Consider the following 23,400-nt stretch of genomic DNA (forward strand, 5'->3'; position numbering starts at 1 on the left):
CGTCACGGACTCGTACCCGGGGAGCACGCCCGGGAGCCCGCCGACGTCGCTGGCGCCCTGCACGTTGTTCTGGCCGCGTAGGGGGTTCACGCCGGTCCCCGGCCGACCGACGTTCCCGGTCAACAGCGCGAGGTTGAGCAGGGCGTGAACGTTGTCGGTGCCGCAGCGGTGCTGGCTCGTCCCCATTCCCGTGATGACCGCGGCGCGGTCGGCCTCGCCGTACGCCCGGGCCGCCTCGCGGATCGTCTCCTGGCACGATCGAAGCGTTCCTGCTGGATATGAAAGCGAAGACACATGTAATTGTCTTTGATCCAAGTGCGGAACAATGGCACGTTTACAAATCCTTCGGAACCGAGGGGATGAGCCATCAAGAGATGGTCGATTATGCGAGCGAACTCGCCAACGAGTGGCTCGCCCAAAGCCTCTCGGACCGCATCGCGGCCGCAGAAAACACCGAGCAGGACACATGATTCTCCGCTACTACGCTGATGCGGACGTCCGAGAATGGCACGACCATACGCTACGGCTCTTTCGAACGTTGTATGATACGCACGGCATCGATATCGAGATTGACCGGATCGACGAGCAGCACGGGACGATCACGGACTTCCCAGGCGAAATACGATCCTCAACGCCTGAGGATGTCTACGAGCGCGACCTCAAACGTAACTGTGCTCTAAACCAAACTATCGACCAGACACCGTCAGAGGCGTTCAAACGCTACGGGAAACTCAATATCGCTGGGAACGTTGCGGTAGTCGATGATGAGGAGACAGTCCAATGGGCCTCAACACTGCCGGGGTACGCTAACGGCTATCGGCCAGGGGCTGCGTCACAGACTGCGATGGACTTTCTGGAAGATATCGCCACCGATCCAAGCAACCGTCTCTGCGTTGAGTGCCTCTCTCTGCTGGATGGCGACGAAACCTTCTGTCCGGACTGCGGCTGCGAATTTCCATAGCGTACGCTATTGAATCGGGAGTACCGAACGCTGACTGCTTGGTATCACACAGGATACCTGAAAATGAGTAGCTCTATCAGCTGGTTTCATGCCATTAGCCGTTTATGTTGACCGCTTAATTGGTTCCTCATGATAAAGCCAGTATACGCAAATGGCCGCTTTTCACGGTTCTAGATAAGAGCGCCTCTAACGCTGTAAGACTGTGTAGAGTCGATTTAGCCCGACGCTGCCTTGCGTTCAACAAGGCGTCATATCTTCATATTTCAATCGAACGCAACTACCGTCACACCGGACTGTCCGCTGTTATCGTCCGACCGATTCATACGAGAGTGTGCCTCCAAGCGGAACGGACACCACGATGTCCGGAGAAATCAACACACGGAGAGAACTACTGATAGTCTTGCAGGGTTGACGTAGATTCTCGCTCAAGCAACTTCTCTATTGACTCGTGGATTCCAACGAGTTCGACAGTATCAGCCATCGCAGAGATGATTAGCTCTGGATCCATTGACACGGAATACTCGCGGTAGGTTCCACCGCGGCGACCCTCATTGCGTTCGGTGACGTCAAGAATCCCGAGCATAATGAGTTCGCTAAGATGATCACGCATCCGGCGTGTAACGAGCGGGTTGATCCCTGCCCGCTCGGCCATACTCGTATATCTGGGTCGAACATCCCGCGAGCGAACCGGAGTCTTTCCCTGCTGATCGAGCGTCAACACGGCATACAACACGAGGTGTCCATGCTGGGTGAGGCCCCCAATTCCTTCACGAATTCGTCCCCGTTCGAGTGATGTCCGGCCCTGACGAACGTGTTCATCGATGACGTGTTCGGCAGAGTCATCGCGAGCGATATCTCCTGCTTTCATTAATAGGTCGAGTGATTGCCTAGCGTCGCCGGCATCCTTTGCCCCGTAGGCAGCACAGAGGCGGATGACGCCTTCCTCAAGAACGCTCTCGTGAAACGCGACATCAGCTCGTTGCTGGAGAATCTGCTGTAGTTCTGTGGCGTCATAAGCAGGAAAGTGGATCTCCTCCTCACACAGTGAAGATCGTACCTTCGGGGAGAGGTCCTCACGAAATGAAAAGTCGTTTGAGATACCAATAATCCCAGTCTTGGCTGTCTCGAGGTTGCCATTCGCCCGAGCTCGCGGCAACTGATAGAGGATGGAGTCATCCTCGATGTGATCGACTTCGTCAAGGACGATCAGAATTGTCCCCCCATTAGTGTCTAACTCGTTCCAGAGCATATCATAGACAGCGGCTCGCGGATACCCAGTCGTGCTGATCTGATCGGTATCGTCCCGGAACTCGTTGACTAAGCGGGTCGCGATCTGATAGCTCGATGTCAGGCCGTCGCAATTGAGCATAACTACCGAGAGATCAATATCGTCGTACTCGGCCGCATCGGACTGAAGATGATCAAGTAGATATCGCGTTGCAGCTGTCTTGCCGACACCTGTCTTACCGTAGAGAAAGACGTTGTTCGGTTGCTCGCCGTTGATAACGGGCTGTAGGGTCGTCTGATATGTGTCGAGTTCCTCGTCTCGACCGACCAGTTGCTCGGGTTGGTAGTCCTCACGAAGGGCGTCTCGGTCACGGTAAATATCGGTGTCCCGCTCGAACATTCCCATCGTCGTACGTCTGTTGATAAATCGCTCCCAATATAAAACCACCCTGTCCGTAGTGTCTGCTGTTCTCTTCTTATTTATATTACGCCATCACACCCTCCCCCCACTATGTCCGCTGTTAGTAGAAATTGTAATCAAAGCACTCTATTTTGACTCTAATGTATAGATAGTTTTATTACTATTGTGCTATTACTAGTTCGTAGTCTTAAGATTATACTATTAAATTAGTAGGTGGCATAACTAAGTCTCCTACTTAGTTTACACAGAACTGCGGACACCGTGGAGGGAGGGTTCAACAATACTGATTATCCATTCTATTGTTTTCCTCTCCAGATCAGGTCCTATCACTGATTATCTAGGTCGTACACTACTGGTGGACACCACCGTGTCCGCCGTTCTCTCCCTCACGCTATCGGTCACTCGGTGGGTACCACTCCACCGTGTCCGCTGTTCCGTCTAGCCGCTCTCTGAGAACAGCGGACGCTATGGTGTGTAGACACTGTTCCGAGCTTCTGAGATACGGCCGCTTCATTCTACAGTAGTACCAGTCTCTCCGACACTCTAATACGCGACATTTAGATACTCTGTGCTTCCTATACTACTGACATCCGATGACTGAAATTCCTGATTCGTTCCGTTCTCTGTTCAGTGCTCAAATCGAAGAACGTGATGGGTCATATGTCATGGATATTCCGTCGAATGAAGTCGAACATGGCACGCTCGCTGTCGACGAAACGTACCGGATCGCCATCCTCGCGTCGAAATCTTCGAAAGAACAGGAGACCCAGCAAGACCAACCTCAATCAACTGCCCAAGAGGAAACTCTAACGTCGGACGGTCCTCCAGTAAATGAGGGTGAGGTCCGCGATGTGACGATCGAGACGACTGGTGATCAAGGCGATGGCATCGCGAAGGTTGAACACGGCTACGTCGTGATTGTCCCCGGCGGACAACCAGGTGATGAACCGTCGGTCGAGATCGAGCAAGTCAAAGAGAACGTCGCGTTTGCTAGTATCGTCGAACGCGACTTACGGGCGCTGTAGCGTCGATTTATCGCCTATATCTGTTGGTCGACGTCGTCAAAATTTTGGTAGTCTTGACTCACCACTACTCACTTTTTGGCTTACCGACGTACTCCGATTTCATCGTGCCGTTCTCACGATAGTAGCGATAGAGATACGGACCGTGCATATCCGAGGGATTCCCGTTGGCACATTTACAGCTGTCGTCGCCACAGGTGACTTTCTCTTTGACAACGGTCCCGCTTCCTGCGCCATCAGGCTCGTCGACGGGCTCGGCAGCCTCGGGAAGCTCGTCAGTGTCGACCGACTGGTCGCGATACTCGATGAGCGCCTCAATATAGTTCTGTACCTCTTGGAGTGTCCCCGTATCCTGTTTTGGGAGCCCCTCTGCGAGATACTTCGGAAGCGAGGTGGGTGGTGACGGCTGCTTCATACCTTATGTAACAATCGGAGCCATGTTAGCGTTCGGGTGATACATAAGGTATAGAACCTTCTCTACCAACCGTGAACACTTCAGCGATTACTCAAGATCGTAGGCCGCAATCTCGTGAGAGCCACACTGTGGACATTCATCGACTTCTTTCTCCACGCTGTACCCACACTGACGGCACTCGTGGTGCGTTGTCGATGACGGCTTGAGCCTAACAATCTGCTGGATGAACTGTTTACTGAGCATGGGTGGGGTCAACGATCTCACCACAGCTTGGACATTCGGCCCACACGCCAGGGCCACCGCCAGCGGTCTCAAAGTGGATGATTGCGTGCCGACCGGTGACTGTCTCGCCACAGAACGAGCAGTCGCCACGGACCGTCTCTGGGTCATTAGGACTCATTCTCACGAGTTCACGGGCTACTTCGAGGGGAGAGGGAGCGTGTGACACTGTTTTAGAGCTGATCTGGTTGTTAAAACCGACTCAGCGGTGCTCCCTCTACTCAAAATTTGAGACTCTGTGACTTATAGTTCGGGCGAGCGGGGCGAAAGTACTGTTCCGGGACAGCAGCGTGATTGTGAATCGTGAGTAACCATCATACGAGGACACTCCGAGAGCGGTGGGTGGTGACTACGCGCTCGCGGGAGTACCATCGGCGTCACCGCTATCGATGAGCGGGTAGTCGATGTGGACCTCGATGCGGTCGAACGGAACAACGGGTTGAATCGCACCGCTGGGCCCGCCCTCTTCGAGCATGAGGATGCCCAGTACTTCCAGATGCTTCAGGTCCGAGTGGACGTCGGACACGTCACGCTCGACGAGACGCGCTGCCTCGCGCATGCTCTCAGGCGCCTCTTTTGCGATCGCCCGGATGAGCTCAAGGCGCAGCGGCGTGAGACTGTCGACGAAGTCGTCGTAGGTGCCGAACTGGAGCGTTGCCTTTCTATCCTGATCGTCGAGATCGTCGGCCTCGACATCTTGGACGAACTGGAGCGCGTCCTCACGGAGTTGTTCTCGGTCGCCAACGGTGATGTGGAGTGTGGTCATGGTCGGGGTATCGTGTGTTGGTATTCGGTCAGTGTGGCCGGGGCGGGTCGCCGCCGACGGCGTCCCAGTACTCGTCTGCGCTCGCCCAGAACTCGACAAGCCGGTCCTCCATCCCGGGGAACTCGACGTCGTCAGCCATCGGTATCTCAGCGCTCAGGCGTTCGCCTTGCGCTCCCGTTCCGACGCCGATGTGAGCGGGAGGTCGGCGTCGATCTCGTCGTACCATACGGCGGGGCGCTTCGCGCTGCCGTTCTCTTCGAGCTCGAGAAGCCCGTAGTCGGCGAGGTCGTTCACGTTGTCGAGGACCTCCGGTGGGTTCCGGTCGACGAGGCGAGCGAGTTCACGGATATTCTCCGGCTCGTGTTCAACGATTGCTTCGAGGAGTTCGAGGCTGGTCGACCGGAAGACGCGACCGAACGTCTCGAGGTCTTCGATCGACAGCGTTGGCTCGCTGGGTTCGACGTCATCGCCAGCGTCGATCGCTTCGAGCCGCTCCTCGAGGCCACTACAATCCGCGGACTTGATCCGGACGTAGAGTGTTCGGGTCATGATTGTTGTAGTGTGGGGCTGGGGTTTCGATTGTGCGTTGATCAGCGTGCTCGGGTCACCAGGACGGACGCCGTCGTTGGCAGATGGTGATGAACCATCACCCCGGTTTATTCCTTCGCAATGGGTAGAGGAAGACATGAGCCGCGAATCCCCTGCCGACGCCGACATCATTTCCGACGAGGAGCTCACCGCGCTGCTCGCCGAGGCTGAGGAGAGGACGCCCGGGGAGATCGAGCGCGGTGCCGCCGAGATCGAGATCGCTCCCCCCGAGGAATCGACTGTCGTCGACATCGACGAGTAGTGCTACTGCTTCGACGTGGTTTCAGTGCTACTGAGAACCAGCTACAGATGATCTACCGACTGGCGGTCTTGTTCTCGAACACAACTCGACTCTATGGCGGCCATTATCGATGACCTCCGTTCTGAAGATTCACACTGAAGTTACTGGTTAAGATCTAAGACGGCTCGTTTACCAGAATAGAGGCGAGAATGCCCCTTCCTCCACGAGTGAGTACCGCGAGCGAGTAGGGAGGGGATGAATCGCCGCACAGGGGTAGTGTTCAGATAAGCTGATTCCATGCGAAAGCAAACGATCTCAGCCACTCGTTTGCAGTTTCTGCTTCGGCGTTGCTGAAACAGTTTGAGAAACAGATAGTTCTGCGTTTTACCTCACGAAAGACACGTTCGACGCTGTTCCGATTTCCATGTCGTTCGTATCTGAAATCGAGGCCGTGTTTTTCACAGGCTCGGTGAAGTGGAACCGCGCCATCAACAAGAAAGATCGCGTCATCTACATCGTGTTTTTCGCGGAGTTCCGCAAAAAACTGATCTGCGATCACGTTCGTTCTTGTCGGTTCAAGCTTTGTATGTAACAGATCGTTTGAGTCAGGATCGACGGCGGCGTACAGCCAATATTGTTCATCATCAAGCTGAATCACAGTTTCATCAACCGCAACGTGATTCGGACTCCGACCAGATTTCGGCTGTAGATCAGCCTTATGAACCCAATTATGGACGGTAGATCGAACCCGATCAACACCGGATACCTCAAGAAAAGAAACAGTATTCGAAAGTGATAATCCAGACAGATGTAGCTGAATACTGAGCTTCATCAACAGCCGCGGTGTTGCTTCTCGCTCCACAAACTCTAAGTTGATCTCGTCTAAACAGCCGCTGAGGCGGTCGTTTTCGGGCATGAATCACTTTGAAAACGCACCGCCTCACCTTTCAATCCTTATCTGAACACCGCCCGCACAGGAGTACAAACCATTAACTCAATACATTCCGAATTAGGAGACAGCGATGGAATACAGTCACCGCTACCGCGCTTTCCCGACACAACAGGTAGCGGAGCGACTGGACTACCATATCGACGTTCATCGCCAAGCGTACAACTTCACGCGGTACGAATACACGAACCACAACGACGCTGATACTATCGGATCGGCGTACAAGCATCATGACCGTCTCACCGACTGGAAAGATGAATATCCGGTGTTCACAGAGGTTCACTCGAAAGCACTCCAGCGAACCATCACACGGTTCTACCAGAATCTCTCGAACCTCTCCGATCAGAAAGCGCACGGACACAAGGTTGGGATGCTCAAATGGAAACCGCCGCGTGAGTACCAGAGTATGACGTATTCGCAGTCCGGCTTCGAACTCAAAAACACGAGTGGCCGGCGTGCGACCCTCTGGCTCTCCAAAGTCGGTGACATCAAAATCCGCTATCACCGCGAGATCCCTGACGAAGTCTCTATCAAAGAGGTCACGATTAAAAAAGAGACAACTGGAGAGTGGTTCGTCTCGTTCGGCCTCGAAACCGATGAGACAAACCTGCCCGAAAAACCGGACGTGGAGACGCTCGGAACAACAAACAGCGTCGGTATCGACCTCGGTATCTTGAACTATATCCACACGTCGGACGGGAATCTCGTGGACTGGCTGGACCTCGAAGACGAGTACGACCGACTCCGCCGGGAGCAACGAAAACTTTCGCGGAAGGAACACGGGTCGAACAACGACGAAAAACAGCGCAAAACGGTTGCGAAGGTCAAACGCCACATCCGCCAGAAGGTGCTAGATTACCAGCATAAGCTCACGACGTGGCTCGCCACCGAGTATGATGCGGTGTTTGTGGAAGACTTGGACGTTGCTGAGATACTCCAGGGTGACGGGAACGCGCGGAATAAACAGGCTGCGGCGTGGCGACAGTTCATCACCCTACTCGAATACAAAGGTGAGCTGTACGGGACACACGTCGTGCAAGTCGACGCAGCGGGAACGACAAAGGAGTGTGCGTCGTGTGGTGTTGAGACGGCAAAACCTATCTGGGTACGAGAACACTCGTGTCCGAGTTGTGGATTTGCGTGTGACCGAGACGCGAATGCGGCGATGAACGTCTTGCAGAGAGGATTTGCCGAACTAGGGCTGGGATGGCCCGAATCAACGCCTGTGGAGACTGCGCTCCCTACGGATACTCATTCGGTATCTGCAAAGCGCGTCATCGAAACAGGAAGCCCCACCCTCAAGGAGCGAACGGCGCATGCAGTGGGCGAGTAGGGTGGGGTAGTTCACCGGCCGAATGCTTATCACACTACTCAGGTAATACGCTGGTAATGAGCACTGAAACGAGTACGAACGACGATCCTCAGGGTGGGCGAACTATCACGCTCACTCAGGCGGACGACGGCTGGTGGGTCGCCCATGACGAGGAGACAGGTGTTGCGAGCCAAGGTGAGACGAGGCAGGGCGCCCTTGACAACCTCGATGAGGCAGTCGCGCTCCACAAGGGGGAGATCGGCGAATCGATCGATACCCGGGAGGAAGAGGAGAAAGCACTCGAGAATCTCGGTATTGATCCGGATGAGGTAGCGCAGGCTCGTGATGAGCACGATGGCCTCCCCGACTTTATGCAGTAAATCGGATGGCGTCACGCGATTTCTCCGGGCGCGACGTCGTCAAGGCACTCACAAAAAACCGATTCGTTATTGTTGACCGGACCGGTAGCCACGTCAAGCTGCGGTACGAGCACCCGACAAACGACGATGATGTCCGCGTCGTCTCTGTACCCCAACACGACCGGATCCGAATTGGCACGTTGCGCAACATCGCAGAGCAGTCCGGCGCGGAGGACTTCGAGAAGTGGTGTCAGTGGATTGACCAGCAGTGCTGATACGCCACTCAGCTAACCCGCCGAAGGTATTGGACTGTACCCCCGGACGGATCTACAGATGAGCAAGGCGAGTGCCTCGGGGCTTGACCCCGAGGGTGAAGCCGACAACGCCTAACCCATCAACGCTAATCCATACCTTTACCACATCCACGTCCGTCGATTAGGGTATGGAAAAGTCGCTTACGAAGACACTTGTCTTTCAACTCCAATCCGGTGATGAGCGACTTCTTTCCGAAGCGTACCGCGAGGCGCGATGGGTGTACAATCAGACCATCCGGTTAGCGAAAGAGGGGATGGACTGGGACGACATCTCACCACGTCTTGAAGACGAAGCTGACCTCGTGAAGAACACCACGCAACGAATCGTCGCCAAAGCACTCGACGCACTTCAGCAGTCTTACGACCGCGACGACTACAACACACCCAGTCACGAGAAAACTGGGCCATATCCGTTGCGAATGAACTTTACCGAGGGATACAACCTCTCCCTAAAAGACGACGAGATACACTACCGAATCAGTGCCCAACCGTACAATCCGGTGAAAGGTACACTTCGTGGCGCACCAGACAACCTCGAACTCCTCGAACGAGCCCTCGAAAGTGACGAATGGCGTGTCGGAACCGCTGAAGCGATGACGCGTAACGGCAATCACGAACTGCACGTCAACGTCACTCATCTCGAAGCCACGGTTCAAGACAAACACGACACTCAGACTGTCGTAGGGGTGGATATCAACGAGGACTGTGTAGCTCTTTCAGCCCTTCGTGAAGACGCTATCGTTGACTCAGTGGTCATCGGCTACCCTGAAATCAAGCAAGAGCGCCATCGCTACTTCACGATCCGAAAACGGATGCAAAACGCTGGCCAGACAGCGTTCGACCAAGTGCTCGAGGACAAGGAAGAACGGTATGTTCACGACCAACTTCACCAAATTTCCCGGCGAATCGTGGAGTGGGTTCAGCAATTCGAGTCGCCGCTCGTTGTGTTTGAAGACCTCAAGCATATGCGAGACTCGATTGATTACGGCACTCGGATGAATCGTCGGTTGCACTCGTTGCCGTTTCACAAACTTCGCTCGTTCGTCGCGTACAAAGCGGCGTTCGAGGGGATTCCGAGCGACGACATAGACCCGGCTTACACCAGTCAGATGTGTTCTTTCTCGAAGTGTGAGCATACGGCTCAGTCGAATCGTCGGAAGAAACGGTTCAAGTGTAACGCGTGTGGTCGGCAAGACCACGCTGACCGGAACGCGGCAGTGAATATTGCGAAGAAAGGATTGGAGTCGTTGGATCGAAATGTGCCTGCTCTCAACACGTTGCCGACTGTTAGGAAACTGCGACGGCAGGCATCGGGCTGTGTGAACCAGCCGACCGTGACCCCCGCGACCGTTCGAGGCCATCAGGCCGATGGGCGTGAGGGAGTGTCCGACTAACCCACGGGAAGCCTCGGGGCTTGACCCCGAGGCGGTTCACTGATTCAGTACGTTACTATTGTATAGTAACGAGAGAGTCCGGGCCTTACCGCTCGTTTACCCGGTTGTCCGTCTGAGAGAATGCCTCGGTCGCCATGTCGGCGCGCTCGGCCGCCTCAATATGCTGGTAGGCCTCGCGGACCTGTTCCTCACTGTTGTCGAGATACCGTGCGGCCGCGGCGTAGCCGAACTGTCGAACAAGTACCTCCCCGACGCCCCGGCGCCCGCCGTGCAGTTCGAGATAGTCCCCGTCGAGTGAGAGGTCCAGTTCGTCGCGACGCTCAGCGAGCGCTTCGTGGGTCCAGAGCCGTTCCATGATCGACCGGGCGCCGTCGGTAGTCAGCGGCTTCGGCGCGTCGAGGTCGTGCTCGGCGGCGACGATCAGGTCGGGGGCCCCAGCGCGAACGCGCTCGATTGCGTCGTCGTTGAGGCCGTCGGCCGCGAGCTCCTCAGTGACATGGGAAGCGAGTGACGGCCGGTGCAGCGTCGTGAACACCGGCCACGAGTCCGGCACGTCCAGCACCTCGGCGTACCGGCGCAGGGGACCGATGACGGGCTCGGGGAGCGACGCCTCCTTCCACTCGCGACTCTTCCGGAACACGGTGACGCTGCTGTCCGCGAACGACACGTCACGCCATCGGATCCCGTTGCGGCCCTCCCGGTCCTCCTTGGGTGCCGAAAGGAACTCCGACCCGCGCAGGCCCGTATACGCAACGACATAGACGAGCGCCTGTTCGCGACACCGCTGGTACACCTCGAACCGGGCGCGCTGTTTGGCCTGCCACGTCTCGCTCTCCGGGTCGTCCCGGTCGGTATGGGAGACCTCGATCGCGCCGAGCGCGTCGAACGCTTCGGAGACGCGCCGGTCGACGAACTGCGTGATCAGGTCGCGGTGGATCGGCTCCCACGCCTGCTGGTCTCCTGGACGTCGGCCGTCGTTCTCGGGGAGTGGATCCTCGGCGTCCGACTCCCGGGCATAGTGCCGCGGGATGTACCCCTGCGCGTGCGCCCACCCGCACCACGACGCGACGTGCGCGTAGTAGGTGAGCACCGTCCCGGCGGCGTACCCGGCGGTTGAGAGATACCGCGCGTAGTCCGAGAACACCGTCGTGTCGAGGTCCGCGAACCGGATGGTGTCGCCGTCGACGACGCCCAACCACGACTCTGGCGGGGAGGCGTTCGCCGAGTCGGCGGTCCGTCCGAGACACCAGCGGCGGAATCGTTGGAGCTCGCGTTCGGCGTCGGCGCGGTACGCGCCCTGCTCGCCGGCGTCGCCTTTGCCCTTGTCAGTGAGGTACTTCGTGAACGTGTCGTCGATCGCGGTCTCGACGGAGCGGCGGCCCGTCATTGGACCTCCGGGGTGTGGGGGTTGTGCCGCCGGAACGCCGCTCCAGCAGCGGCGATCGGGCTGGAGCGACTGTGTAGGGAAGCGTCGGCCATAGTTCTGGATCTGCCTCGTTTGGGGCCACGGGTGGGGGTCACTAGGAGTTTACTCCGTCTTACCGAGATAAGACAGAGTAAGTAATTTCGTCCGAAATGTGATTCTGTGAGTGCTTATCGAGTGATATCGGCGGTCAGAGCCTATCTGACCGGTGTGGGCATACTGTTATATTGTATATCGATATATAGATTTCGCGCCCTGTAGATCCCCACAGTTTCGGAAGATAGGCCAGTTTTGGATCGAATCGCCATCAATTCGTGGTGCTTCTCACCGATCAGGCATCGGTTTTGAATCCCTACTCTCGAACTGCCGGACGGCGTACGAAATTGCGTGGATTTTGGCGCTGCTGAATACGGTTGTCACTCTTGATCGGCGGACCCAGCGAGGGCTCAGCGAGTTAGTCGTGTGGAATCAATGCTGAGGCAACGAGCTCAACACACTCACCCGCAGTAATCACAGGTGCGTAGTCCATCTCGCCGTCGGTGTCCGCTTTCAGCAGGAAGTCGGTGAGCCGCCAGATATTGTACAAGAGTACGGCAAACACGAAGTAGAACAAGCGAACGCGGTAGTCTTTCGAGGAGGTCTTGGCGAGAAAGTCGCCCTTGATCGATTTGTACTCGCTCTCGATTTGCCACCGGCGACTATACCGTTTACAGAACGCCTCGGCCTTATCGGGTCCCACTCGGAGATTCGTCGCGAAGACGGCTGTCCCCTCCCCACTCGTCGACGGCACGTACAAGAGCCGCATTGGATGTGATCCAGATTCAACATGGACAGAAGCCGACTCAACAGCCACCTCTTGGTCGTCTTCCTCCATTTGTTCAAGTACATCCCGTTCGGAGCTGGAGACTCGCTTGGGTATGAGGTAGTTCACATCGAGGTTTGAGAGTGTCTGTAACACTTGTATCGAATCGAACTCTCGATCACACAGCACTGTCTCGATTGGAACATGCTCTTTCGCTCGTCGAACGAGCCGTCGCACAGTCCGATGGATCTGATTTGACGGGTTCTCATCCCACTCAGAGCTCTCTCGAACTGGTTCCACGGCGAGAACGAGCGGGATATTCTGTCCGATGATCGAGAGCGTTGCGAATTTGAAGGCTCGACTGTCTCTATCTTTGGTCCCGCTGACCATCGGCATCTCCTCGGTATCCCCGTAGTAGGGAATGGCGGTGATATCGATCGCGGCAGTGACTGGCCGGCGGAACGATGCTTCTGAGGCGATCACGGAGAGCAAGCGGTCCGTTGTCTCATTGAAGCCGTTTATGAACTCGTCAGGTTCGAACTGCTTGACGGTGCGGAGGTGGGTGTCGCCATGCGGTCCGTACTCTTCGCCACGACGATATTGGAAGCGAGTCGCCCCCTGTGCGGTTCCGCACCGAACCATCCCCATGAACGTCTGTAGCTCGAAAAATTGTGTGTCCTCGTACGAGGCGTTCGACGCCCGACCAGAGTCGAAGTGTCCATAGGCGTGATCACGCGCGAGGCGCGTTGTCTGGACAATCTCGTCCTGTGAGAAGGATTTGTCTTCTACTGGGTTTGCGTCTTCTTGCGTGTCGTCGACGATCTCTGCCTTAGGCCGCACCTCCGGCGCTGAGATGTCGCGATCGTGGACTTCTTTGACAACGAAGTGGGCGGCAGCGCGGGCGTATTCGTGGGCTGTGTCGTCGAATCGGTTTTTCCACGCTCGCGAGAACGCTGATTCGTCGGGCACTCGACTGAAGCCGAGGATAGTCGCTACTTCCGGTTGTCGGGTGAGTCGTCGGGTAAAGTTGGCGTATGAATCACCCGTTATTTCCATGAACACGAACGAGAGCACCATCGCGCGAAACGAGAGTGGCGCAGGATGCCATGCTGGATACCCGTCTTCGATCGCGTCTATCGTGTGATCGAAATCATCGAATACGGTGACAAGATCGGTTTCTTTGAGTCTGTCCCGGATGGTGATCCCGAGCTGGTACGCTTCGCACAGAGACTGCATACGGGGGTCATCTTTGGAAGGAGGACTGCCGGAACCACTCATTTAGAAAATGGTGAGGTCGATAGCAAAGTTACCATACCGACATGACTACAAACATACTCTCTCATCGTCGAATGAATTGTAAGCGTGTGGCGGATGGGTGGTTAAGTATCAGTCATCAGCCGTGGAGCTTGAGGATCCATCTTCGGTCGTAGTCGTCTCGTCTAGTCGCCCGGTCGTGTATCCCCGCCAGTCGTACCGGTCTTGGAGATACAACGCGACCTTCACCAAGGCGAGCAGCACCGGTACCTCGATAAGCGGGCCGATGACGGTCGCGAACGCGACGCCGGAACTGACGCCGAAGACCGCGACGGCGACGGCGATCGCGAGCTCGAAGTTGTTCGACGCCGCGGTAAAGCCGATCGCGGTCGTCGTCGAGTAGTCGGCACCGATCCCGCGACCCATCCCGAAGCTCACGAGGAACATCACGACGAAGTAGATCGTGAGGGGGACCGCGAGCCACACCACGTCGAACGGCTGCGCGAGGATGTTGTCACCCTGCGTGGCGAACATCACGATGACGGTGAACAGCAGTGCGATCAGCGTGAGCGGGCTGATTTTCGGGACGAACTGCTCTTCGTACCACTCCTCGCCCTTCGAGCGGACGCCACCCAATCGGGTCACGATTCCTCCGGCGAACGGAATGCCTAGGAAGATCGCGATCGCCCAGAACACCTGTTGGACGGTGATGTCGAACGCGCCGATCCCGGCGACCATCGCGTCGAGACCGAGAATCGGCGGCAGAAACAGCGCGAAAAACCAGATGTACACGCCGTAGGTGACGATCTGAAAGACGCTGTTGAACGCGACCAAGCCCGCGGCGTACTCGCTGGAGCCGTCCGCGAGGTCGTTCCAGACCAGCACCATCGCGATACAGCGGGCCATTCCGATGAAGATCAGCCCGAGGAAGTACTCGGGACGGGCGGGAAAGACGGGAACGATGCCACTAAAGAAGATCACCGCGAGTGCGAACATCAGCGTCGGCCCGATGAGCCAGTTCTGTATCAGGCTCAGGGAGAGGATACGCCACTGGGAGAACACCCGCGGCAACTGGCGGTAGTTCACCTTGGCGAGCGGCGGGTACATCATCGCGATGAGCCCGATCTCGACGAGGTAGTAGTCTTGGATCGGATCGACGACGCTCGGGGCGACGTACCCGAGTCCGACGCCGACGGCCATCGCCCCGAAGATCCAGACGGTCAGGTACTTGTCGAGGAAGTCCATCGAGCGCGGGTCGCCACAGGCGTCGCAACCGCAGTCGGGCCCGTGCTCGTGTGGCGTCTCGCTCACGACGCCGTCACCTCCGCGGCATCGAAGGGATTGGATGGCGATCGATACTGGAGCGTCGGAAGCGTGTTAGTGTACATTACGTGGATGGCGATGTCGCCGGAAGTGGCTACTCCTCGGCCGCGATCACGTCGAGTTGTACGTCCGCACCGCCGGGGAGCGAGCAGACGCCGACGACGGTTCGCGGAGGCAGTTCGACGTCGTCGAAGCGCGACTCGTAGACGTGATCGACCGCTTCCGCGGCGCTCGGGTCCGTGAGCTGGATCTCGAGTTTCATCACGTCGTTGAGCGTCAGGTTTCGGTTGTCGGCGAGAGCCGATTCGAGTCTGTCAAGTGCGGTCGTGAATTGCTCTTCGATTGAGTGACCGCTCAATAATTCTCCCTCGACTTCGGGGAGAATACCCTCAAAAAAGCGCAAATCTGACGAGCCGGTACGCTTCCCGAACGCTCCAATGTTCCCGGTTCCGTCGCGCTGACGCTTGCTTTCTGTGCTTAGAGACGCCTCGTAGGACATCTCGTCGGTACGATGCTGATCTGGCTCTGAGCCGGTCGTCTGTTGACTCATAATAGATGAACAGTTGCTCATATATTAAAACCTTTTGAAGCACTCCGCATCCATCCGGAGTCTGCGTACTGTGGGTTACACGACGAATCCGCTCCAGTTCGATCGAGTCGGCGAGAACAGCAGTTACACCGCCGAAAAGAGTGACCGCGTAGCCACAGGTTTGGTATCCACGGGTTCGAAGAGGTAGCGACTACGTCGAGTACGTTTCGGTGACAGACACCTCATCGACCGGGAGTAACCGCATCGCGTCGCCGACGAACGTCCGAAGTCTGCGGTCGCGGTCTCGGGACGGCTCGGCCGCAGTGACGGAGACGGTAAGGCGACCGTCAGTCAACGCCGTTTCGGCGTCGAGACCGTGGAGTGCGCATAATCCTTCGACGCGGTCGTCGCCGGTCGCTCGTTCGCCGACGGACACCTCGTACTCCAACGTGACACCGGCTAGCGGATGGTTGTAATCGAGCTGAGCGGTCTCGTCATCGACGGACTCGATCGTATACCGTCGGCCGGCGACAGAAACGGTTCGCCCGGCTTCCTGCTGGTTCGGCGGTAGGAGTGAAGCGGGAACCGCCTCACGCTTACGTGGGTCGCGATCGCCGAACGCGTCGTCTGGGTTTACCGTGACGGTCGTCGACTCACCAGCTCCGACCGCTCGTATCGCCTCCTCAACTGGCTCGAACACGTGCCCTTCTCCGAGCACGATGACGATCGGGCCGTCAGCTTCAATCCCGTCCATACTAGCGTCCGCCGAAACCGTGGGATCTGTCGTGTCCACGATGTGGCCACTCTCCGTAGCGCGGGTCGTGTACGCGATCCGCACGAAGTCGCCGTCCGCGAGCGTGGCAGGGTGATCAGCTGTCGTCATTCTGGAGCCACGTTTTCGGGGTGGAAGCTCATACGGTCTTTCTGGTCGCTCTCGCCGAGGCGACGCACCCGGCCGGTGGCGTACTTGTATCCGGGATTCGGGTTCGCTGGGTCGAGATACCCAGGAACGATGTCGTTCGCGACCTGTCCCGGATACAGCCAGTAAGTGAACGCGAGCCCCTCCGGGACCGTCTGGCCCTGTACTGCGTCCTCGTCGTCGACAACGTACGCGACCGCGGTGAAACTCCCCTGCTCGTTTTCGCTGTACTGGTTGTACACGTCGTCGTTGATAACTTCGACGAGGTCGCCCGCTTCGATGTCACGCTCCGCGGCGTCGTTCGGATGAAGCTGGAGTACGTTTTGTTCGTACCGTTTGGAGATGTACTCCAGCCGCTGGTGAGTGTACATGTTCTGCCAGAGACGGTTGAGCCGACCGTTCGTCACCCACAGCTCGCCGGCCTCGCAGTCGGGCGTCAGCTGCTCGTACACGTCCGCGACTCGGTCCCAGTCGACGCGCATGAAGATCGCCTTCCCGCTATCGGTGAAGAACCGCCCGTCGCCCGGCATCTCCTCGCCGTCGGGCGTGTGAAGTCGCGGCGTCCCCTCGATCTCGCCGTCTTCCAGCCGGGCGGGAAGCCGAACGCCGTCGGCGTCGAGATCGCGCATCACTTCTGTCGGCGTCGTCCCGTCCTGTTGTGCCTTCTCATCGAGCGCCTCGATGTGATACGGGTACGAGTCGCCGTGCTCGGCGGCGAGGTGATCGAACAGGTCGTCGCTGCTCTCCCAGTCCATGTCGTTGGCACCGAGCCGCCGACCGATGTCGGCAAAGATCTCCCAGTCCGGTCTCGCGTTCGGCGGTCCCTGCATGAACGACGCGTAGTGGCGGAACCGCCGCTCGCCATTCCATCGGTGGTGGTTGCTGTCCTCGCCGGCTTCGACCGCCTTCGCCGGCAGCACGATGTCGGCGTACTCCGTCGTCGAGTTCGGGTAGATCTCTTGGTGAGTCACCACCATGCCACCGTCGTCGATGCGCTCGCGGAACGCCGCCATGATATCGCCGACGTCAGCGGTCTGCGGCTGTGAACCACTCGTTCGCTCGCGGACCCGATTCCGAAGCGACTGCGTGTCGTGTTCGTGCCGGAGCGGGTCGTTGCCGATCACGTGCCAGTGGTCGATCTCGCCGTTGCGAACACGTTCGATCGTGTTCGGCGGGATCGGTACGTCTTCAACGTGTTCGCCCGTGAAGCTCTGCGTCGAGTGCTCCGCGATAACCTCACCGCCCGGTCCACCTTCCCACCAGCCCTCCTGATGACCGCCGAGCCGCGTGATCCCGGTTCCTTCGTGGCCGACGCTGCCGGTCAACAGCGCAAGATTCGCCATCGCCGCGGTGTTCTCGTGGGACCATCCCCAGATGAGGCCCTTCTCGTAAGTGAACAGCGTCTGTGTCTGGTCGCTATCGGGCTGGGCGATCCGCTCTGCGGCGTCGCGGATGTCCGTGGCGTCAATACCAGTGATCTCCGCAGCATTCTCAGGGGCATATCGATCGTCGGACTGGAGGAGGTCGATGTACTCGTCGGGCGTCATCCCGAACTCCTCCTGATACCATCCCTCCTCGTCGATCGCGTCGCGATCGTCCATCACCCACTCGTCGACGAAGGCCTGATCGTGCCAGCCCTGATCGACGATGTGGCGCGCAATGGCGTTCAACAGGACCGGATCGGTCGCCTCGTTGATCTGGAGGAACAGCCCGTCGTTGTTTTCGGCGTAGTTCGCAGTGAACGTCCGACGGGGGTTGATCTGGATTATGTCCGCGCTTCCGGCGTCGACGTACTCGTGGAAGTAGACGTCTTGATTTTCGTACGGGTCTCCCCCCGCGATCACCATCGTCTCTGCCTTAGCGGCGTCTTCATACGATGTGGACCAGTCGTACAGCCCGGAGTGTTCCACACCGGGGCTCTCGGGGGTGTACGCCGGTCGGTTGTGGAATCCGAAGTTCGGCGAGCCGATCACGTCGAAGATCAGCTTTGACCCCGCGAAGGTGTTCTCGACGAACTGGTAGGCGTACATCTTCATCCCGTAACCGTTCGGCTCGTCGCGGGTCGCGTACTCCGTAACCCGCGCAACGACCTCCAAGGCCGTGTCCCAGTCGACGGGGGTCAGCGAACCACCGATCCGGATCTGCGGCTGTTTCAGCCGGTCGTCGTAGTCCTCATTGTGCTTGCTGTACAACGACTGCGCCTGCGTCCCGCCCCGGACCGAGTGCGATCCGTTGTTGACCTCGGCGTCCGGATTCGGCCGGAATATCACGTGGTACTCTTGTCCGTTCTCCTCGATGATCTGGTGCATGTTCGGCGAGGGCCAGTCGCCGTACCCGGCGGGATAGTCGACGTCGAGCGCGTTGTCCGCGGCGTCGGGGCCACCCTCCTCGCCGACGGGCCACTTGAACACCTCGTAGCTGCAGCCGACGATACAGTACCGACATGAGCGAGAGGATCGTTCGGCGTCGGCCGGCGGAATGGGAACCTCATTCGTGTTCGGGTTGTCCGCCATCCTCACTCACCCTCCTCCTCGACTGGCTCCCCGTCTGCCAAGTTGTTTCGGCGGCCGTGTACCAAGCCAGCCATTCCCGTCGCGAACACGTCACCGTCTTCTACATCAAGTCGTACCTGCGGAAGATCAGTCGTTGCCGGTCCCATGATCACGAGTCCTCCCTTCGCGAGGTCAAACGTCGTGTAATGGCACGGACACGGACCCGCGACGCCCCGGTCGGATTCGACGTTCCCCGACACGGCACACCCCATGTGCGTACACAGGTTGCTGAACGCAACGATGCCGTCGCCCGGACCGACGCCCCCGTTCGCCGCCTCCGATAAACGGGTCAAGAACGTGCCTGAACCGTCGAGCGGGTATTCAAACTCGACAGTGTCGCCGACGGACAGTTCGTCCACTGACGCAACGCGAATCCGCGGATAGCGCTCGATTCGACCGACGCGTTCGCTTGGTGATTCCGCTGGCCCGCTATTCTCTGCGGTTGGCGCTTGAAATCCGCACCCCGCGACTGACGTCGCTCCTGCCGTCCCGACGGCTCCGAGCAACCGTCGACGAGTGATAGAATCATCATCATTCTTCATGCTGTACCACCGATTTAGAACATGAACACTTGTATTTTTCTCTTATTGAGCCCGATATCTCTCCCAGCATATAATATATAACATAATAAAGCACAGACACTACACCATGTCCAAGCAATCGCTATGGATCCGCTGTCACCGTCTGATTATGATTTGAGCAGTTATTCAATGGTTGCAGTACTCAACCACTGTTGTGTGAGTTCACCGTGTTGTGCGCGAAAACTAGAGTATGTTTTGAGTAGGCGCTCAACACTCAATTCCGGTGTTAACCGGACGCTCAGCACACAGCTTGACTGAACAACACCTGACCGTGTGCTGAACGACACCTCACAGCAGGTGATAGAGGCCGGCCGCGAGAAGCGCCCCGAGGATCGGACCCACGATAGGCACCCAAGAATACGCCCAGTCGGACGATCCCTTGTGTGGAAACGGGAGCACCGCGTGTGCGATGCGCGGTCCAAGATCACGTGCGGGATTGATAGCGTAGCCGGTGGGGCCACCCAACGACAACCCGATACCGAGTACGACCAGCGCGATCGGGAGCGCCGACAGCGCCCCGAGACCGAATCCGACTTCTTGCCCGTCGATTGTGATCGACTGGAGTATCTCACCTGACGCGGCGTCGAAGAATCCCGCAGAGTTCAGATATAGCACCCCGAAAACCAGTACAAACGTCCCGATGATTTCGGTCAACAGGTTGGACGAATAGTTTCGGATCTCCGGAGCGGTCGAAAAGATTGCAAGCTTCGCGTCTTCGTCTTCCGTCGCGGCGAAGTGGTCTTTGTACGCCAGCCATACCACTACGCCTCCCAAGAATCCACCGACAGTCTGTGCGACAATGTAGGGTGGGACCTGCGCCCAATCGAACAATCCGGCAGCAGCGAGACCGATCGTCACGGCAGGATTGATGTGACCACCGCTGACTTGACTGATGGTGAATACGCCCATGAACACCCCAATCGCCCATCCCCACGTGATGACGATCCAGCCACCACCGTTTCCTTTCGTCTCGTCGAGAACGACGTTGGCAACCACGCCTCCCCCGAATATAATGAGGATCGCTGTTCCGATGACCTCTGCGATGTACGGATGCATTTCTATCCAATAGATTTATAAATGTTCATCTATTAAAATGGATTGGATCCCTCTGTCTCGACATACATATTTAACCGGAAACAAAGTGGAGCGGCTGCTTAAGCCGGAGCCGATCAAAGTCGTATTGGCATACCAGAGTCGGTATGTGTAGCTGATCGTGTATATGTCGACTTCAGCTACTCAGATACGGGAAACACCGCGAGGTCGCTCATTACGGAAGTCGACGTTATACGGTGGCCTCGCTCGCTTCGTCACTATTCTGCTCGACATTTATCGTTTCATTGCAGTCGAGCCCGACGTAGACTTCGTAGCTGTCCCACATCATGCACGTGCGCCACCGGCTCCTGCATTTCAATTGTTTTCAAGCGATCACCACGATCGGTCTCATGTCTGCCGACGCGTCCGGCCGGCAGACAGGGTTTCGGCGTGGCTCGACGTACCGACCGGACATGTTATCGGTCCGATTGTCTTCCCTATCGCGTGCGGTCAAGAGCGTTGACGAGGGCCTCCGCACGCTCTGTCGGCGAGTAGCTCCGCGACCTCCCGTCCTTTTCTTTTTCGACGAGTCCCGCGTCACAAAGGAGTGTCAGCGCGTGGCTGACGGCACTATCACTTATCGACACGTACGGCGTGATCGCGTCGAATCGGACCGGCCCGTCAGCCTCGACGAGGAGCCGGACGAGTCGGTAGCGCGTCTCGTATCCGAACGCCGACAGCGCCTTCACGTCGGCGGCGGTCGTCGCGTCGTCGATCAGGGCATCCAAGTCTGTTCCGCCGAGCGGGTCAGAGGAAGCGTCGGCCATAAACGACCAGTTCCGCCGCGACCGGATTAACTGTTCTGTCGGCTTGCCGCATAGCCGGAGGAGAAACGAAACAGGATCTGTTACGGAACCGAACTGACGACCGCGGTCACTCCTCGGCCGCGATCACGTCGAGTTGGACGTTCGCACCGCCGGGCAACGAACAAACGCCGACGACGGTCCGCGGCGGGAACGCGACGTCGTCGAACCGCGACTCGTACGCCCGGTCGACGGCCCCCGCCCTGTCCGTATCCGCGAGCTGAATCTCGACTTTCATCACGCTGTCGAGAGACGTGTTGCGGTTTTCGAGCATCAGTTCGAGCCGGTCGAGGCACATTTCAATTTGTTTGTCGATCGGCTCCGATCCCTTCACGTCTCCGTTGATCTCCGGGAGGATACCCTGAAAAAAGACGAGATCCGACTCGCCGGTCCGCGTTCCGAACGCGCCGATTGCGTCAGGGCCGTCGCGCTGGCGCTTGCTCTCCTCGCTTAGCGACTCATTGATGGATATCTGATTGCTACGGTCTACCTGATCGTCGGATACGGCCATCTGCTTTGACATACACTTTAGTAATTCTTCAAGCGTTAAAGAGAATTACGATCTCCAAAATGCGCAAAAACGATGATGTACTCGCCATCTATTACTAGCGGAATAAGGTACATACGCTACTATCACTATATTACCCGATGAGACGCTTAAACACGTTACACAGAACCTATCGACACGGGTATCGATTCGGATCCGTAAACAACACCGTCTGGGTGTCGTTTGAGCGCATTACCGCTCCGACTCGAATTGTATTTACGATTGTGCATCTAACCAAATATGTTAAGTCACATCGAAAAATATCGATTTGTATGTCGATACTCAGCCGACTGCTCGGTGGCGAGTCGAGTGACAACGATACCTGCTGTGACCTGCAGATCAAGGAGGTAGACGCCGACGAGACCACGGAGGATGCGTCGAATGAGGGCGGCAATCGCGCGGAAGACTAATTCGCGATGTCGGACAAACCGAACGCAGTGAGTCAAACTGGTACTGAGTCTGCCAGCGGAACGCTTCGACGGATGGAGGGAGAAGCCTGCTGTGACGGACCGTTCCCGGCGACGCGACGCGCCGACGACCCGGTCATGGAGGCGAAGCTGTCATCGTTCAAGGCATTGGCCAACGAGAAGCGGCTCGCAATCGTTCACGCGCTCAGAAAGGGCGAGCTCTGCGCCTGCGAGTTGGAGACCGTCCTCGACGCCCCGCAGTCGACGGTCGCGTCACATCTCCGGACGCTCCGTGACGCGGGAATCGTCCGCACGCGCAAGGAGGGGAAGTGGACGTACTACCGGATCGCGGACACGGCGAGCCTCCAACTGCTCGATCTGGCCGCGGCGTTGGGCGAGAACCGATGATCCCGCCGGGAACCGAGGCGGCGCTGCTCGACTCGTGGGGCTACTTCCTCCATCTCGCGACAATCCTCACGCCGTTGTTCATCGGTGCGTCGTTCCTCGTCGGCCTCGCACAGGAGTACCTCCCGCCCGAGCGCGTCGAGGAGATGCTCCGCTCGCGCGACCACGGGAGCGGGAACGTCCTCGCGGCGGGGCTCGGGGCAGTAACGCCCTTTTGCTCGTGTTCGACCGTGCCCATCTTGGCTGGCCTGCTCAGCGCCGGCGCGCCGACGGGCATGGCCTTCTCGTTCCTGCTCGCCTCGCCGATCGTCAACTGGATCGCCGTGTTCCTTCTCTTCGGCCTGTTCGGGACCGGCGTAACCGTCGCGTACGTGACGACCGCGCTGCTCGCGGCGATCGTCGCGGGCCTGATCATCGGCACGTTCGACCTCGACGGGTACGTGAAGGACGTCCGGATCACGACGGGCGGCCGCGAGATCGCGACCGACGGCGGGGCGTCCGCGACGGACGCCGCC

26 protein-coding genes and 3 pseudogenes are annotated in these 23,400 nt (G+C 57.8%); 11 read left to right on the forward strand and 18 right to left on the reverse strand.

The window, feature by feature from the left end; genetic code table 11:
- Window positions 1-249: pseudogene (locus ACFQEU_RS02400) on the reverse strand (molybdopterin-dependent oxidoreductase); the annotation flags it as partial.
- Between the two features lie 29 nt (window positions 250-278).
- Between ACFQEU_RS02400 and ACFQEU_RS18235 the strand changes: the two are divergent.
- Together ACFQEU_RS18235 and ACFQEU_RS02405 are read left to right on the forward strand one after the other, a co-directional pair.
- A pseudogene (locus tag ACFQEU_RS18235) lies at window positions 279-350 on the forward strand (hypothetical protein); the annotation flags it as partial.
- A gap of 116 nt (window positions 351-466) precedes the next feature.
- Complete coding sequence (locus ACFQEU_RS02405; protein ID WP_209487138.1) at window positions 467-961, forward strand: DUF8045 domain-containing protein; 495 nt, start codon at window positions 467-469, stop codon at window positions 959-961.
- Between the two features lie 388 nt (window positions 962-1,349).
- On the opposite strand, the gene ACFQEU_RS02410 is transcribed toward ACFQEU_RS02405, so the two are convergent.
- Window positions 1,350-2,594 (reverse strand): orc1/cdc6 family replication initiation protein, encoded by a 1,245-nt coding sequence (locus ACFQEU_RS02410; RefSeq protein ID WP_209487136.1) that lies wholly within the window; start codon window positions 2,592-2,594, stop codon window positions 1,350-1,352.
- Window positions 2,595-3,202: 608 nt separating this feature from the next.
- Between ACFQEU_RS02410 and ACFQEU_RS02415 the strand changes: the two genes are divergently transcribed.
- Entirely contained in the window at window positions 3,203-3,634 is a 432-nt protein-coding gene (locus ACFQEU_RS02415) for a TRAM domain-containing protein (RefSeq protein WP_379778924.1), read from the forward strand.
- A 64-nt stretch (window positions 3,635-3,698) separates the two neighbouring features.
- Here the strand turns inward: ACFQEU_RS02415 and ACFQEU_RS02420 are convergent, their stop codons facing one another.
- The 5 genes and pseudogenes from ACFQEU_RS02420 to ACFQEU_RS02430 all read right to left on the reverse strand — a co-directional run bounded on the left by ACFQEU_RS02420 (window position 3,699) and on the right by ACFQEU_RS02430 (window position 5,640).
- Window positions 3,699-4,046, reverse strand: a complete 348-nt coding sequence (locus ACFQEU_RS02420; RefSeq protein WP_007997457.1) for a DUF6788 family protein — start codon at window positions 4,044-4,046, stop codon at window positions 3,699-3,701.
- Between the two features lie 232 nt (window positions 4,047-4,278).
- Window positions 4,279-4,446, reverse strand: a complete 168-nt coding sequence (locus ACFQEU_RS18240; RefSeq protein WP_449271941.1) for a DUF7837 family putative zinc-binding protein — start codon at window positions 4,444-4,446, stop codon at window positions 4,279-4,281.
- Between the two features lie 228 nt (window positions 4,447-4,674).
- On the reverse strand, window positions 4,675-5,091 hold the full coding sequence (locus ACFQEU_RS02425; protein WP_379778927.1) for an HVO_A0114 family putative DNA-binding protein: 417 nt from the start codon (window positions 5,089-5,091) through the stop codon (window positions 4,675-4,677).
- 28 nt (window positions 5,092-5,119) lie between these two features.
- Window positions 5,120-5,224 (reverse strand): annotated as a pseudogene (locus ACFQEU_RS18245) (toxin-antitoxin system TumE family protein); the annotation flags it as partial.
- Between the two features lie 20 nt (window positions 5,225-5,244).
- Window positions 5,245-5,640, reverse strand: a complete 396-nt coding sequence (locus ACFQEU_RS02430; protein WP_379778929.1) for an HVO_A0114 family putative DNA-binding protein — start codon at window positions 5,638-5,640, stop codon at window positions 5,245-5,247.
- Between the two features lie 136 nt (window positions 5,641-5,776).
- On the opposite strand from ACFQEU_RS02430, the gene ACFQEU_RS02435 reads away from it, so the two are divergent.
- Window positions 5,777-5,941: a hypothetical protein gene (locus ACFQEU_RS02435; RefSeq protein WP_379778932.1), complete on the forward strand. Its 165-nt coding sequence runs from the start codon at window positions 5,777-5,779 to the stop codon at window positions 5,939-5,941.
- A gap of 259 nt (window positions 5,942-6,200) precedes the next feature.
- Here ACFQEU_RS02435 and ACFQEU_RS02440 read toward each other — a convergent pair whose 3' ends face one another.
- On the reverse strand, window positions 6,201-6,836 hold the full coding sequence (locus tag ACFQEU_RS02440) for an IS6 family transposase (protein WP_379778935.1): 636 nt from the start codon (window positions 6,834-6,836) through the stop codon (window positions 6,201-6,203).
- Window positions 6,837-6,942: 106 nt separating this feature from the next.
- Here ACFQEU_RS02440 and ACFQEU_RS02445 point away from each other — a divergent pair, with 106 nt between their 5' ends.
- The 4 genes from ACFQEU_RS02445 to ACFQEU_RS02460 all read left to right on the forward strand — a co-directional run bounded on the left by ACFQEU_RS02445 (window position 6,943) and on the right by ACFQEU_RS02460 (window position 10,248).
- A complete protein-coding gene (locus ACFQEU_RS02445; protein WP_379778938.1) occupies window positions 6,943-8,202 on the forward strand; it encodes an RNA-guided endonuclease InsQ/TnpB family protein in 1,260 nt (419 codons plus the stop codon).
- A 56-nt stretch (window positions 8,203-8,258) separates the two neighbouring features.
- A complete protein-coding gene (locus ACFQEU_RS02450) occupies window positions 8,259-8,561 on the forward strand; it encodes a type II toxin-antitoxin system HicB family antitoxin (protein WP_379778941.1) in 303 nt (100 codons plus the stop codon).
- 5 nt (window positions 8,562-8,566) lie between these two features.
- Window positions 8,567-8,815, forward strand: coding sequence for a type II toxin-antitoxin system HicA family toxin (locus ACFQEU_RS02455; protein WP_379778944.1), 249 nt, complete (start codon window positions 8,567-8,569; stop codon window positions 8,813-8,815).
- Between the two features lie 167 nt (window positions 8,816-8,982).
- Window positions 8,983-10,248: an RNA-guided endonuclease InsQ/TnpB family protein gene (locus tag ACFQEU_RS02460; protein WP_379778947.1), complete on the forward strand. Its 1,266-nt coding sequence runs from the start codon at window positions 8,983-8,985 to the stop codon at window positions 10,246-10,248.
- 85 nt (window positions 10,249-10,333) lie between these two features.
- Here the strand turns inward: ACFQEU_RS02460 and ACFQEU_RS02465 are convergent, their stop codons facing one another.
- The 10 genes from ACFQEU_RS02465 to ACFQEU_RS02510 all read right to left on the reverse strand — a co-directional run bounded on the left by ACFQEU_RS02465 (window position 10,334) and on the right by ACFQEU_RS02510 (window position 22,049).
- Window positions 10,334-11,635, reverse strand: a complete 1,302-nt coding sequence (locus tag ACFQEU_RS02465; protein WP_379778950.1) for a site-specific recombinase — start codon at window positions 11,633-11,635, stop codon at window positions 10,334-10,336.
- Window positions 11,636-12,125: 490 nt separating this feature from the next.
- The gene (locus ACFQEU_RS02470) at window positions 12,126-13,709 is read right to left on the reverse strand and encodes a transposase (protein WP_379778977.1); all 1,584 of its coding nucleotides are present in this window, start codon (window positions 13,707-13,709) and stop codon (window positions 12,126-12,128) included.
- Between the two features lie 150 nt (window positions 13,710-13,859).
- The gene (gene arsB, locus ACFQEU_RS02475) at window positions 13,860-15,038 is read right to left on the reverse strand and encodes an ACR3 family arsenite efflux transporter (protein ID WP_321168750.1); all 1,179 of its coding nucleotides are present in this window, start codon (window positions 15,036-15,038) and stop codon (window positions 13,860-13,862) included.
- Window positions 15,039-15,144: 106 nt separating this feature from the next.
- Window positions 15,145-15,600: a RidA family protein gene (locus ACFQEU_RS02480; RefSeq protein WP_209486834.1), complete on the reverse strand. Its 456-nt coding sequence runs from the start codon at window positions 15,598-15,600 to the stop codon at window positions 15,145-15,147.
- Window positions 15,601-15,790: 190 nt separating this feature from the next.
- Window positions 15,791-16,462: an FKBP-type peptidyl-prolyl cis-trans isomerase gene (locus ACFQEU_RS02485; protein WP_209486833.1), complete on the reverse strand. Its 672-nt coding sequence runs from the start codon at window positions 16,460-16,462 to the stop codon at window positions 15,791-15,793.
- On the reverse strand, window positions 16,459-19,011 hold the full coding sequence (locus ACFQEU_RS02490; protein ID WP_209486831.1) for an arsenate reductase (azurin) large subunit: 2,553 nt from the start codon (window positions 19,009-19,011) through the stop codon (window positions 16,459-16,461). The genes ACFQEU_RS02485 and ACFQEU_RS02490 overlap by 4 nt, the downstream gene beginning before the upstream one ends.
- Window positions 19,012-19,013: 2 nt before the next feature.
- Window positions 19,014-19,592 (reverse strand): arsenate reductase (azurin) small subunit, encoded by a 579-nt coding sequence (locus ACFQEU_RS02495; protein WP_379778956.1) that lies wholly within the window; start codon window positions 19,590-19,592, stop codon window positions 19,014-19,016.
- 327 nt (window positions 19,593-19,919) lie between these two features.
- On the reverse strand, window positions 19,920-20,687 hold the full coding sequence (locus tag ACFQEU_RS02500) for an MIP/aquaporin family protein (RefSeq protein WP_379778959.1): 768 nt from the start codon (window positions 20,685-20,687) through the stop codon (window positions 19,920-19,922).
- 473 nt (window positions 20,688-21,160) lie between these two features.
- Complete coding sequence (locus ACFQEU_RS02505) at window positions 21,161-21,490, reverse strand: ArsR/SmtB family transcription factor (protein WP_379778962.1); 330 nt, start codon at window positions 21,488-21,490, stop codon at window positions 21,161-21,163.
- A gap of 106 nt (window positions 21,491-21,596) precedes the next feature.
- On the reverse strand, window positions 21,597-22,049 hold the full coding sequence (locus ACFQEU_RS02510; protein WP_379778965.1) for a RidA family protein: 453 nt from the start codon (window positions 22,047-22,049) through the stop codon (window positions 21,597-21,599).
- Between the two features lie 296 nt (window positions 22,050-22,345).
- Between ACFQEU_RS02510 and ACFQEU_RS02515 the strand changes: the two genes are divergently transcribed.
- The 3 genes from ACFQEU_RS02515 to ACFQEU_RS02525 form a co-directional block, all read left to right on the forward strand.
- Window positions 22,346-22,483: a hypothetical protein gene (locus ACFQEU_RS02515; RefSeq protein ID WP_379778968.1), complete on the forward strand. Its 138-nt coding sequence runs from the start codon at window positions 22,346-22,348 to the stop codon at window positions 22,481-22,483.
- 6 nt (window positions 22,484-22,489) lie between these two features.
- Window positions 22,490-22,888: an ArsR/SmtB family transcription factor gene (locus tag ACFQEU_RS02520; protein ID WP_379778971.1), complete on the forward strand. Its 399-nt coding sequence runs from the start codon at window positions 22,490-22,492 to the stop codon at window positions 22,886-22,888.
- Window positions 22,885-23,400 (forward strand): permease (locus ACFQEU_RS02525; protein WP_379778974.1); only part of this gene is annotated, 516 nt, incomplete at its 3' end. The genes ACFQEU_RS02520 and ACFQEU_RS02525, both read left to right, overlap by 4 nt.

This window comes from Halorubrum tibetense, assembly GCF_042661865.1.
GTDB classification, from domain to species: Archaea; Halobacteriota; Halobacteria; order Halobacteriales; family Haloferacaceae; genus Halorubrum; species Halorubrum tibetense.